We start from the raw sequence: 14,147 nt of genomic DNA, 5'->3' as shown, positions 1-14,147 counted from the left end.
TCGGCATGCCGAGTGAGGTAGGTCCACGGTGAGCAACGAGGACGAGAGGTACGTCGAGTACCTGAAGCGTACGACCTCGGAGCTGCGGCGTACCCGGCGTCGGCTGCGCGAGCTGGAGAGCCGGGACTCCGAGCCCATCGCCATCGTGGCGATGAGCTGCCGCTACCCGGGCGGCGTCGACAGCCCCGAGGCGCTGTGGCAGCTCGTGCACGACGGCGGCGACGGGATCGGGCCGTTCCCCGCCGACCGGGGCTGGGACCTGGAGAACCTCTTCCACCCCGATCCCGACCACCCGGGCACCAGTTACGTGCGCGAGGGCGGCTTCGTCTACTCCGCCGCCGACTTCGACGCCGACCTGTTCGGCATCTCGCCCCGCGAGGCCGTCGCCATGGACCCGCAGCAGCGGCTGCTGCTGGAGACCTCCTGGGAGGCGTTCGAGCGGGCCGGGCTGCCGCTGCCGGCCGTCCGGGGCAGCCGTACCGGCGTCTTCGTCGGGGCGTCGTCGCACGGCTACGACGGCATGATGGCGCAGGCCGAGAACGGCGAGGGCCACCTGCTCACCGGCAACGCCACCAGTGTCATCTCCGGCCGTGTCGCGTACACCCTCGGGCTGGAGGGGCCGGCGGTCACAGTCGACACCGCCTGCTCGTCCTCGCTCGTCGCCATCCACCTGGCCGCGCAGGCCCTGCGCAACGGCGACTGCGAGCTGGCCCTGGCGGGCGGCGTGACGGTGATGCCCACCCCGGCGGTCTTCGTCGGCTTCAGCCGGCAGCGCGGTCTCGCCGCCGACGGGCGGTGCAAGGCGTTCGCCGCCGGCGCGGACGGCACCTCGTGGTCCGAGGGCATCGGCATGCTGCTGCTCACCCGGCTCTCCGACGCGCAGCGGCACGGCTACCCGGTGCTCGCCGTGGTACGCGGTAGCGCGGTGAACCAGGACGGCGCGTCCAACGGGCTCAGCGCCCCGCACGGCCCCTCCCAGGTGCGGGTCATCCGCCAGGCCCTCGGCAACGCCCGGCTCACGCCCGAGCAGGTCGACGTGGTGGAGGCGCACGGCACGGGCACCCGGCTCGGCGACCCGATCGAGGCGCAGGCGCTGCTGGCCACGTACGGGCAGGACCGCGACGAGGCCGCGCCGCTGCTGCTCGGGTCGGTGAAGTCGAACATCGGGCACACCCAGGCAGCCGCCGGCGTGGCCGGTGTGATCAAGATGGTGATGGCGATGCGGCACGGCGTCGTGCCGCCCACCCTGCACGTCGACGAGCCGTCGCCGCAGATCGACTGGACCGCCGGGGCCGTCACCCTCGCCACCGCCGCCACGCCGTGGCCGGCCGTGGACCGGCCGCGCCGGGCCGCCGTGTCGTCGTTCGGCGTCTCCGGCACCAACGCGCACACCATCATCGAGCAGGCCCCGGCTCCCGCCGAGACCGAGACCGAGCCGAAGGGCCCGGCGGCCCGCACGGTGGCCCCCGTGCTGCTCTCCGCCCGCTCCGACGCCGCGCTCGCCGCCCAGGCCGGCCGCTGGGCCGCCCGGTTTGCCGCCGACGACACCCTGCGCCCGCTCGACGTGGCCTTCTCGTCGGTGACCTCCCGCTCCACCCTGGACCGCCGCGCCGTGCTGTCCGCGACCGGCCGCGACGACCTGCTCGCGGGGCTGCGCGCCCTCGCCGCCGGGGAACCGGCCGGCACCGTCGTGCTCGGCGCCGGCGCGTCGCGCGGCCAGCTCGCGGTGCTCTTCTCCGGTCAGGGTGCGCAGCGCGCCGGGATGGGCCGCGAGCTGTACGTCGAGTTTCCGGTGTTCGCCGCCGCGTTCGACGAGGTGTGCGGGCACCTGGACAGGGCCCTGCCGCGTCCGCTGAGGGAGGTGCTCTTCGCCGCCGAGGGCTCGGCCGACGCCGAGCTGCTGGACCGGACCGTGTTCACGCAGGCGGGGTTGTTCGCGGTCGAGGTGGCGTTGTTCCGGTTGGTCGAGTCCTTCGGCGTCGCCCCCGACCTGGTCGGCGGCCACTCGATCGGCGAGGTCACGGCCGCGTACGTGGCCGGGGTGCTGTCGCTGGAGCACGCCTGCGCGCTGGTGGCGGCGCGGGGCCGGTTGATGCAGGCGTTGCCCGCCGGTGGTGGGATGCTGGCCGTCGCGGCGGCCGAGGCCGACGTGGCGGCCGCGCTGGACGGGTTGGCCGGTGTGGGGATCGCGGCGGTCAACGGTCCGCAGGCCGTCGTGGTCTCCGGTGCCGTCGACACCCTCGACGAGGTGGAGCGGCTCTGGAAGGACCGGGGTGTACGCGTCCGCCGCCTCACCGTCAGTCACGCGTTCCACAGTCCGTTGATGGAGCCGATGCTCGCCCGGTTCCGCGCGGTGCTCGACAAGCTCACCTTCGGCGCGCCGTCGCTGCCGGTCGTGTCGAACGTGACGGGTGCCCTGGCTGGCGATGAGATCTGCACGCCGGAGTATTGGGTGCGGCACGTGCGCGAGGCTGTGCGGTTCGCCGATGGGGTGACGGCGCTGCGGGCGGCGGGTGTGGATACGTTCCTGGAGGTCGGGCCGCGCAGCGTGCTGACCGCGATGGTCGGCGATGTGCTGCCGGGCGGGGACGGGGTGCTGGCCGTCGCCGCGCAGCGCGTGGACCGGCCCGAGGTGCCCGGGCTGCTGGGCGGGCTGGCCGAGTTGCACGTGCACGGGGTGGCGGTCGACTGGCGGCGGTGGTTCGCCGAGACCGGCGCGCGGCGGGTGGACCTGCCCACGTACGCCTTCCAGCACCAGCGCTACTGGCCCGAGGTCGGCGGCACCGCCGTGACGGCCGTACCGGGTGACGCCGCCGAGGGGGACTTCTGGGCGGCCGTGGAGCGTGGCGACCTGACCGGGGTCGCCGCCCACCTGGCCGTGCAGGACGATCCCGCGGCAGTGGAGGCGCTCGCCCCGGCCGTACCGGTGCTGTCGTCGTGGCGGCGGGCCCGGCAGCGCGACGCCGTGGTGGACGGCTGGACCTACCGGGTCGAGTGGGAGCCCGTACGCCCCGCCGCCGTTCCGGCGCTGACCGGCCGCTGGCTCGTCGTCACCGCCGACAACGACGACGCCGGGGTGGCCGGCACGCTGACCGGTGCCGGCGCCCACGTCGACACCCTGACCGTCGCCCCGGGCGTCGATCGCGCCGAGCTGGCCGGGCTGCTGCGCGGCCACAGCGAGCAGGGCTGGGCCGGCGTGCTCTGCGTGCTGCCCGCGACCGACGGGGCGCTGCCGGACGCCCCGGCTGTCTCCGTCGGCGCCGCGCTGCTGCTCACCCTCACCCAGGCGCTCGCCGATGCGGGCCTGCCCGGCCGGCTCTGGTGCCTCACCCGGGGCGCCGTGCGCGCCGGGGCCGGCGAGACCCTCACCGACCCGTGGGCCGCCCTGGCCTGGGGCCTCGGGCGGGTCGTCGCCCTCGAACAGCCGGACCGCTGGGGCGGCCTGGTCGACCTGCCCGCCCGCGCCGACCGCGCCACGGCCGACGCGCTGCTCGCCGTCCTCGCCGACGCCGGGCACGACCAGGTGGCCGTCCGGCGCAGCGGCATCTTCGGCCGGCGGCTGGTGCCGGCCGTGCCGCCGGTGGGTGTGGGTTGGCGGCCTGCCGGGACGGTGCTGGTGACCGGTGGTACGGGTGCGTTGGGTCGGCATGTGGCGCGTTGGTTGCTGGCGAACGGGGCCGGTGAGGTGGTGCTGGCTTCGCGGCGGGGTCCGGGAGTGCCGGGTGCGGCGGAGTTGGTGGCCGAGTTGGGTGCGGTGCGGGTGGTGGGGTGTGACGTCACCGACCGGGCCGCCGTCGAGGCTCTGGTCTCCGGGCTGCCGGAGCTGACCGCCGTCGTGCACACCGCCGGCGTGATCGACGACGGCGTCCTCGACGGGCTCGACCTGACCCGGATGCAGGCCGTCCTCGACGGCAAGGTCCGCGCCGCCCGGGTTCTGCACGAGGCCACCGCCCACCGCGACCTCGACGCGTTCGTGCTCTTCTCCTCCCTCGCCGGCGTCATCGGCAGCGCCGGGCAGGGCAACTACGCGGCGGCCAACGCCTATCTCGACGCGTTCGCGGCCTGGCGACGCGACCAGGGCCTGCCCGCCACCGCCATCGCCTGGGGCGCCTGGGCCGAGGACGGCATGGCCGCCGCCCTGACCGCCCGGCTCGCCCGGGGCGGGGTCGACGCGCTCCCCGCCGCCGAGGCCGTCACCGCCCTCGGCCGGCTGGTCAACACCGCCGAGCCGGCGGTCACCGTCGCCGCCGTCGACTGGGGACGCCTCGCCGCCTCCTGGGGCCGGCCCACGCCACTGATCGCCGCCCTGCCCGGGGTGCCCGCCGTGCCCACCGGTCCCGTCCGCGCCGTGGTGGTCGGCCGGTCCCTGCCGCAGCTCGCCGACCTCGTACGCACCCAGGCCGCCGTCGTGCTCGGCTACCCGGCCGGGCGGCCGCTGCCCGAGCGCACCTTCCGTGACCTCGGCTTCGACTCGCTCACCGCCGTCGAGCTGCGCAACCGGCTGACCGCCGAGACCGGTATGACCCTGCCCGCCACGCTGGTCTTCGACCACCCCACGGTCGCCGAACTCGCCGCCCACCTGCACGGCCTCACCGCCGGGCACACCACCGGCGAGGTGGTCGCCGACGGCACCGGCCGTGACCGCGAACCGATCGCCATCGTCGCGATGAGCTGCCGCTTCCCCGGCGGGGTCACCTCGCCCGAGCAGCTCTGGGACCTGCTGGCCACCGGCACCGACGCGCTGAGCCTGATGCCCGGCGAGCGCGGCTGGAACCTCGCCGAGCTGTACCACCCCGACCCCGAGCACCTCGGTACCAGCTACGTCCGGGAGGGCGGCTTCGTCGCCGGTGCCGGCGAGTTCGACCCGGCGTTCTTCGGCATCAGCCCCCGCGAGGCCCTCGCCATGGACCCGCAGCAGCGGCTGCTGCTGGAGACCACCTGGGAGGCGTTCGAGCGGGCCCGGATCGACCCGACCGCCCTGCGCGGCAGCCGCACCGGCGTATACGTCGGCACCAACGGCCAGGACTACGGCTCGCTGCTGATGGCCACCGGGGACGTCGACGAGAACTACCTAGCCACCGGCACCTCCGCCAGCGTCATCTCCGGCCGGCTGGCGTACACCTTCGGGCTGCACGGCCCGGCCGTCACCGTCGACACGGCCTGCTCGTCGTCGCTGGTCGCGATGCACCTGGCCGCGCAGGCCCTTCAGACGGGGGAGTGCGACCTGGCCCTGGCCGGCGGCGCCACCGTGATGGCCACCCCCGGCATCTTCGTCGGCTTCTCCCGCCAGCGCGGTCTCGCCGCCGACGGCCGGTGCAAGCCGTTCGCCGGAGCGGCGGACGGCACCGGCTGGGGCGAGGGCGTCGGCCTGCTGGTGCTCCAGCGGCTCTCCGACGCCCGCCGCGACGGCAACCCGGTCCTCGCCGTGCTGCGCGGCAGCGCCGTCAACCAGGACGGCGCCTCCAACGGCCTCACCGCCCCCAACGGCCCCGCCCAGCAGCGGGTGATCCGGCAGGCCCTCGCGAACGCCGGACTCACCGCCGAGCAGGTGGACGCCGTCGAGGCGCACGGCACCGGCACCACCCTCGGCGACCCGATCGAGGCGCAGGCCCTCATCGCCACGTACGGCCAGGACCGGCCCGCCGACCGGCCGTTGTGGCTCGGCTCGATCAAGTCGAACATCGGGCACACCCAGGCGGCGGCGGGTGTGGCCGGGGTGATGAAGATGGTGCTGGCGATGCGGCACGGGGTGCTGCCGCCCACGCTGCACGTGGACGAGCCCACCCCGCACGTCGACTGGACCGGCGGCAGCGTCGAGCTGCTCACCTCCGCCCGGCCGTGGGAGCCGGCCGACGGGGTACGCCGCGCCGCCGTGTCCTCGTTCGGGATCAGCGGCACCAACGTGCACACCATCCTCGAACAGGCCCCCGCCGACGAGCCGAAGCCCGGACCGGCGGCCGACGTGCCGACCGGGGAGCTGCCCTGGGTGCTCTCCGGGCGCACCGTCGACGCCCTCACCGCCCGCACCCGGGACCTGCGCGAGCACCTTGGCACAGTGGACGACGACGCGCTCGCCGACGTCGGCTGGTCGCTGGCCGCCACGCGCGCCGCCCACGACCACCGGGCCGTCGTCTTCGCCGCCGACCGCGACGACCTGGCCGCGTCCCTCGACGCGCTCGCCGCCGGCCGGCCCGGCCCGCAGACCGTCACCCGCGTCCCCGGCACGCCGGGCGAGGTCGCGTTCGTCTTCCCGGGCCAGGGATCGCAGTGGGCCGGGATGGCCGCCGAGCTGCTCGACACCGCCCCCGTCTTCGCGGAGACGTTCGCCGCCTGCGCCGACGCGCTGCGCCCGTACGTCGACTGGTCACCGGCCGACGTGGTGCGCGGCGCGCCCGACGCCCCGTCGCTGGAGCGCGTCGACGTCGTGCAGCCCACCCTGTTCGCGGTCAGCGTCTCGCTCGCCGCGCTCTGGGAGTCGTACGGGGTGCGCCCCGGAGCCGTCGTCGGCCACTCCCAGGGGGAGATCGCCGCCGCGTACGTCGCCGGTGGCCTCACCCTCGACGACGCGGCGGCCGTGGTCGCGCTGCGCAGCCGGATCATCGCCGGCATCGCCGGGGACGGCGGCATGGTCTCGGTCGCCACCACCGCCGACGAGGCCACCGCGACGATAGCCCGCTGGGCCGGCCGCATCGCCCTGGCCGCCGTCAACGGACCCACCTCCGTCGTGGTCTCCGGCGACGGCGCCGCCCTCGACGAGCTCGTCGCCCACTACGAGTCCCGCGAGGTGCGGGTGCGCCGCGTCCCCGTGGACTACGCCTCCCACTCCGCCCACGTCGAGCAACTGCGCGAGCAGCTCCTGGAACTGCTCGCCGGGCTGCGGCCCCGCACCGGCGAGGTCCGGTTCCGCTCCACCGTCGAGGGGGACTGGCTCGACACCGCCGCCCTCGACGCGGACTACTGGTACCGCAACCTGCGGCAGACCGTCCGCTTCGACAAGGCGGTACGCAGCCTCGTCGCCGCCGGCTACCAGACCTTCGTCGAGGTCAGCGCCCACCCCGTGCTGACGATGGCCGTGCAGGAGAGCGTCGAGCTGGCCGCCGCCGACCCGGACGCGGTCACCGTCACCGGCAGCCTGCGCCGGGGCGAGGGCGGCCTCGGCCGCTTCCTGCGCGCCGTGGCCGAGGTCTGGGCCGGAGGTACGGCCGTGGACTGGCGGCCCGCCTTCGCCGGCCTCGCCGGGCGTCGCCTCGACCTGCCCACGTACCCGTTCCAGCGGCAGCTCTACTGGCCGCAGCCGTCGACCGCGCCCGCCCCCGCGGTCGGGACCGCCGGTGCCGTGGCCGACGACGAGGTCGACGCCCGGTTCTGGGCGGCCGTCGAGGCGGAGGACCTGACCGCACTCACTGCCGAACTCTCCGCCACGACCGAGCCGAGGCCCGTCCCGGAGACGGCGTTCGCCGACGTGCTGCCGGTGCTCGCCGCCTGGCGTCGCCGGCACCGCGACCAGGCCACCGTGGACTCGTGGCGGTACCGGGACAGTTGGACGCCCGTCGCCCCCGACGCCTCCGGCGAGCCGGCCGTCACCGGCACCTGGTGGCTGCTTACCGGCCCCGACGACACCGGCGCGGCCGAGGCCGACTTCTGCGCCGAGGCGTTGCGGCGCCACGGCGGCACCGTCGTACCGCTGGCGCTGGACGCCGACCGCACGGACCGCGCGGCGCTCGCCGCCCGGCTGCGCGACCTCGCCGACGGCGGCCCCCGCCCCGCCGGGATCGTGTCGCTGCTGTCGCTCGACGAGACGCCCGCCCCGGCGTACCCGTCCGTGCCGGTCGGCTTCGCCGGCACCGTCACCCTCGTGCAGGCGCTCGGTGACGCCGGCGTCCGCGCGCCCCTGTGGTGCCTCACCCGGGGCGCCGTCGCGACCGGCCCAGCCGACCCGCTGCCGCACCCGCTCCAGCAGCTCACCTGGGGCTTCGGCCGGGTCGCCGCGCTGGAGCACCCGGACCGCTGGGGCGGCCTCGTGGACCTGCCCGACGAGCTCGACGATGCGGCCGGCCGTCGGCTCGTGCGCGTCCTCGCCGGTGCCGACGGGGAGGACCAGGTCGCGCTGCGGTGGGCCGGCGCGTTCGGCCGGCGACTGCTGCACGCCCCGCTCGGCGACACGCCCGCCCCGCGCGCCTGGCGGCCCTCCGGCACCGCCCTGGTCACCGGCGGCACCGGCGCGCTCGGCGGGCACATGGCCCGCTGGCTCGCCGCCAACGGCGCCGCCCACCTGGTGCTGGTGAGCCGGCGCGGCCGGCAGGCCGAGGGCATCGCCGACCTCGAGGCCGAGTTGGTCGCACTGGGCGCCCGGGTGACCGTCGCCGCCTGCGACGCCGCCGACCGCTCGGCGCTCGCCGCCGTCCTCGCCGACCTGCCGTCCGAGCACCCGCTGACCACCGTCGTGCACACCGCAGCCGTGCTCGACGACTCGGTGATCAACTCGCTGACGCTGGACCAGGTCGACTACGCGCTCAGCGCGAAGGTCACCGCCGCGCTGAACCTGCACGAGCTGACCCGCGAGCTGGACCTCGACGCGTTCATCCTGTTCTCGTCGATGGCCGGCACCGTCGGCAGCTCCGGCGTGGGCAACTACGCCCCCGGCAACGCGTTCCTCAACGCCCTCGCCGAGCACCGCCGCGCCCTCGGCCTGCCCGCCACCTCCATCGGTTGGGGCGCCTGGGGCGGCGGCGGCATGGCCGACGGCGAGTTCGGCCGGATGCTGCACCGCCACGGCGCACCCGAGATGCCGCCGCGGCTCGCCGTCGCGGCCCTGCACCAGGCCGTCGAGCACGACGAGACGTTCCTGACCATCTCGAACATCGCCTGGGAGCGGTTCTTCGTCGCGTTCACCGCCACCCGACCCGGCCCGCTGATCTCGGAGATCCCCGAGGCGCAGCGGTTGCAGGCCACCAAGGGACTGGCCGAGACGAAGGAGACCGACGAGGCCGGCCCGGCCGGCGCGTTCACCCGGATGAGCGCCGCCGAGCGCCAGCAGGCGCTGCTCGACCTGGTCCGCGACCAGGCGGCCACGGTCCTCAGGTACGCCGACGGCCAGGCCGTCGACCCGCACCACGCGTTCCGCGACCTCGGCTTCGACTCGGTGACCGCGGTGGAGCTGCGCAACCGGCTCGCCACCGCCACCTCGCTGCGGCTGCCGGTGACCCTGGTCTTCGACTACCCGTCGCCGACCGCGCTCGCCCGGCACCTGCACGAGGAACTGGGCGGGGAGGCCGCCGTGGCCGTCGAGGCCGCCCCGGTGGCGTTCGGCGACGACGAGCCGGTGGCCATCGTGGCCATGTCCTGCCGCTTCCCCGGCGGGGCCAACGATCCCGAGCGGTTCTGGCAGATGCTGCACGCCGGCCGCGACGCCGTGTCGGACCTCCCCGGCGATCGGGGTTGGGACGTCGAGCGCCTCTACGACCCCGACCCCTATTCCACCGGCACCTCCTACGTCCGCAGCGGCGCCTTCCTCTACGAGGCGGCGGAGTTTGATGCCGGTTTCTTCGGGATTTCCCCCCGCGAGGCGTTGGCCATGGACCCGCAGCAGCGGTTGTTGCTGGAGGTTTCGTGGGAGGCGGTCGAGCGGGCAGGGGTTGAGCCTGGGGTTCTGCGGGGTTCGCGAACAGGGGTGTTCGTGGGCACGAATGGTCAGGACTATGGGGCCCTGCTGATGGTGGCGGGGGACGAGGTGGAGGGCTTCGCGGGGACGGGCAACGCCGCGAGTGTGGTGTCGGGTCGGGTGGCGTACGCGTTGGGGTTGGAGGGGCCGGCGGTGTCGGTGGACACGGCGTGTTCGTCGTCGCTTGTGGCGCTGCACCTGGCGGTGCAGTCGCTGCGGCGTGGCGAGTGCGACCTGGCCCTCGCCGGTGGCGTGACCGTGATGGCGACGCCCGGGCTGTTCGTGGAGTTCTCCCGGCAGCGGGGCCTGGCGGCCGACGGCCGGTGCAAGGCGTTCGCGGCGGCTGCGGACGGCACGGGCTGGGGCGAGGGTGTGGGCGTGCTGCTGGTGGAGCGGCTGTCGGACGCGCGGCGCAACGGTCACGAGGTGCTGGCGATCGTGCGGGGCAGCGCCGTCAACCAGGACGGCGCCTCGAACGGGCTGACCGCCCCGAACGGCCCGTCGCAGCAGCGGGTGATCCGGCAGGCGCTGGCGTCGGCGCGGCTCTCCGCGGCCGACGTGGACGTGGTCGAGGCGCACGGCACCGGCACGACGCTCGGTGACCCGATCGAGGCGCAGGCCCTGCTCGCCACGTACGGGCAGGAGCGCGAGGAGCCGCTGCTGCTCGGCTCGGTCAAGTCGAACATCGGCCACACCCAGGCCGCCGCCGGTGTCGCCGGTGTGATCAAGATGGTGCTGGCGATGCGGGAGGGCGTGGTTCCCGCGACGCTGCACGTGGACGAGCCGTCGCCGCACATCGACTGGACCTCCGGGGCCGTCGAGCTGGCGATCGAGTCGCGGCCGTGGCCGGCCGTGGACCGGGCGCGCCGGGCGGCGGTGTCGTCGTTCGGCATCTCCGGCACGAACGCCCACGTGATCATCGAACTGCCCGAGGACCTGCCCACCGAGAGCGCGGAACCCGAGACCGCCGCCGGCCGGAGCGCGGGGCTCGTGGCTTCCGACGTCGTCGTCTGGGCGGTGTCGGGGCGGTCGAAGGGCGCCCTGGCCGGTCAGGCCGCCCGCCTGGCCCGGCATGTCCGCGCGCACGCTGCCATCGACACGGCGGCGGTGGGCTGGTCTCTCGCCGTCACGAGGTCGGTGTTCGACCAGCGGGCGGCTGTGGTCGGGTCGGGCGTGGAGGAGTTGCTGGCGGGGCTGGACGCTCTGTCCGTCGGCGCGCCGGCGGGGAACCTCGTCACGGGTACGGCCTCCGGAACCGGTGCGGTGTTCGTGTTTCCGGGTCAGGGTGCGCAGTCGGCGCGGATGGCGGCGGGCCTGGTGGGTCGTGTGCCGGTGTTCGACGCGCGCCTGGCGGAGTGTCAGCGGGCCCTCGCGCCGTATCTGGATGTGGACCTGGTGTCGGTGTTGACCGGTGAGGACGAGTCGTGGCTGGAGCGGGTGGAGGTCGTGCAGCCGGTGCTGTGGGCTGTCGGTGTGGCGTTGGCGGCGGTGTGGCAGCACGCCGGGGTCACCCCGGTGGCGGTGGTCGGTCATTCGCAGGGTGAGATCGGTGCCGCGTGCGTGGCCGGGATTCTCTCCCTGGAGGATGCGGCGAGGGCTGTGGCGCTGCGGTCGCGGGCGCTGACGGTGCTGCGGGGCACCGGCACGATGGCGTCGGTCGACTTGTCTGCTGAGGCGGTCGCGGGGCGGCTGCCGGGCTTCCCCGGGGTGGGCGTCGCGGCGGTGAACGGTCCGTCGACTGTGGTGGTGTCGGGTCCGCCGCAGCCGGTTGCCGACCTGGTGGCGGCCTGCCAGGTCGACGGGGTGCGGGCGCGGTTGATTCCGGTGGACTATGCGTCGCATTCGGAGGCGGTGCAGGAGGTGGCGGAGCGGTTGCGCGCCGATCTGGCCGGCGTGACGCCGCGACAGGGCAACGTCCGGCTCGTCTCCACCCTCACCGGGGACTGGGTGGACCCGTCCTCGATGACGGCGGACTACTGGTACGACAACCTGCGGCAGACGGTGCGGTTCGACGCCGCTGTGCGGGTGGCGGTCGAGGCGGGTCACACCATCTTCGTGGAGATCTCCCCGCATCCGGTGTTGACGATGCCGGTGACGGCGATCCTGGATGACGTCGGCGCGAGCGGGCATACGTTGGGCAGCTTGCGTCGTGGTGACGACGATCCGACGCGGTTGCTGATGAACCTCGCGACCGCCCACGCGATCGGCCTGCCCGTCGACCTGACGGCCGTCCTCGCCGAGACCGACGTGGTGGCACTGCCCACCTACGCCTTCGACCGCGGCCGATTCTGGCCCACCGCCGTGACCGGGCAGGACGGCGCCGAGGAGACCCCGAACGGCGTCGACTCCGCGTTCTGGGCGGCCGTCGAACGCGAGGACCTGGCCGCGCTCGCGGAACTCACCGAGCAGGACGCGACGGAATCCCTGGAGCGGCTGGGCGGGGCCCTGCCCGTGCTCGCCTCCTGGCGACGCCGGCAGCGCAACCGGTCCGCCCTGGACGACCTGCGCTACCGCACCGTCTGGCAGCCGTACACCGGCACGCCCGTCAGCTTCCTCCCCGGCGCCTGGTGGGTGATCGCCGACGCGCGGCACCCGGAGGAGGGCGAGGCCGCCGTCGCCGAGCTGTCCCGCCGGGGCGCCGACGTCCGGCTGGTGTCGCTGCCGGAGAACCTGACCGACCGGGCCGCCCTCACCGCACACCTGAGCGGTGTCACCCGTACCTCCGACGGCGGAGCGGCCCCGGTCGACGGGGTCCTGTCCCTGCTCGCCCTCGCCGACGGCGCGGTCGACGACACCCAGCCGGTGCCGCCGTTCCTCGCCCGGTCGCTGGCGCTGATCCAGGCGCTCGGGGACCTCGACGTCGCCGCGCCGCTGTGGTGCGTCACCCGGGGCGCCGCCGGCACCACCCGGGGCGGCACCGCCGGCCGCCCGGAGCAGTCGCTGCTCTGGGGCCTCGGCCGGGTCGTGGCCCTCGAACACCCCGAGCGGTGGGGCGGCCTGGTCGACGTTCCGGCCACCCTGGACGACCACGGCTGGGACCTGCTCTGCGCCGCCCTCGCCGGCCTTGACGGCGAGGACCAGCTAGCGGTCGACGGCGCCACCGTCCTCGTCCGCCGGCTGGTACGCGCGCCCGGCGGCGAGGCACCCACCGACGAGGCCGGCTACCCGGGCACGACGCTGGTCACCGGCGGCACCGGCGCGCTCGGCGCGGAGGTGGCCCGCTGGCTGGCCGCCCGGGGCGCCGAGCACCTGATGCTCGTCAGCCGCCGCGGCGCGGACGCCCCCGGCGCCACGGCACTCGTCCGTGAGCTGACCGGGGCGGGCACCCGGGTGACCGTCGCGGCCTGCGACGTGGCCGACCGGGCGGCGCTGGCCAAGCTGCTCGACGAGGTGCCCGCCGACGCGCCGCTGACCAGCGTCGTGCACGCCGCCGGCGTGCTGGAGGACGGGGTGCTCGACGGGCTCACCCCCGACCGGCTCGCCACCGTCCTGCGACCCAAGGTGCTCGGCGCCCTGCACCTGCACGAGCTCACCCTCGGGCGGGAACTGCGCGCGTTCGTGCTGTTCTCCGCGATGGCCGGCCAGCTCGGCGCCGCCGGTCAGGGCAGCTACGCCGCCGCCAACGCCTACCTCGACGCGCTCGCCGAGCAGCGGCACCGCCAGGGCCTGCCGGCCACCTCGGTCGCCTGGGGCCCCTGGACGGCCGGCGGGATGGCCGCCACCGACCAGGCCGTCGAGGAGCGCCGCCGGCGTACCGGCGTGGCCCGCCTCGACACCGGGCCCGCGCTCACGGCGCTCGCGCAGTGCGTCGCGCGGGGCGAGCCGGCGACGATGGTGACCGACATCGACTGGGCCCGCTACGTGCCCGGCTTCGTGGCCGTGCGGCCCAGCCCGCTCATCGCGGGTGTGGCCGAGGCACGGCGGGCCGTCGCCGAGCGGGCCGAGGACACCGGCGTCTCCGCGGAGTCCCTGGCCGCCCTGCTCGCCGGGCAGACCGACGCCGAACGACGCAAGACCCTGCTGGAGCTGGTACGCGGGCAGGCCGCCGCGGTGCTCGGGCACGCCTCGATGGATGCCGTCGAGCCGGACCGGGCGTTCCGCGAACTCGGCTTCGACTCGCTGACCGCCGTGGAGCTGCGTAACCGGCTCACCGCGGCGACCGGCGTGCGGCTGCCCGCCACCGTGGTCTTCGACTACCCGACCGCCGCCGGGCTGGCCGAATACGTGCGGGCCGCGATCGTCGACGGCGGCGTGGCCGGGATCGCACCGGTCTTCGGTGAGCTGGACAGGTTGGAAGCGGCACTCTCCGGCTCGGCGCCGGACCGCAGCGCCCGAATTCGGATCACCGAACGGCTGCGGGCGCTGCTGGCCTCCCTCAACGAGGCCGACGCCCCGGCGGACGGCGACACCGTCACCGAGAAGCTCCAGGACGCGACGCCGGACGAGGTCTTCGACTTCATCGACCGCGAGCTGGGGATGTCCTGAA

1 protein-coding gene is annotated in these 14,147 nt (G+C 75.4%); it reads left to right on the top strand.

Going from position 1 to position 14,147, the window contains the following annotated elements; all coding sequences use genetic code 11:
* Positions 1–28 precede the first annotated feature (28 nt).
* On the top strand, positions 29–14,146 hold the full coding sequence (locus tag FHU28_RS23665) for a type I polyketide synthase (protein WP_184686652.1): 14,118 nt from the start codon (positions 29–31) through the stop codon (positions 14,144–14,146).
* The last annotated feature ends 1 nt before the right edge of the window (position 14,147 follow it).

Source organism: Micromonospora echinospora (assembly GCF_014203425.1).
Taxonomy (GTDB): Bacteria; Actinomycetota; Actinomycetes; order Mycobacteriales; family Micromonosporaceae; genus Micromonospora; species Micromonospora echinospora_A.
The sequence above is the reverse complement of the archived record's forward strand: the minus strand, read 5'-3'. Positions and strand labels throughout refer to the sequence as shown.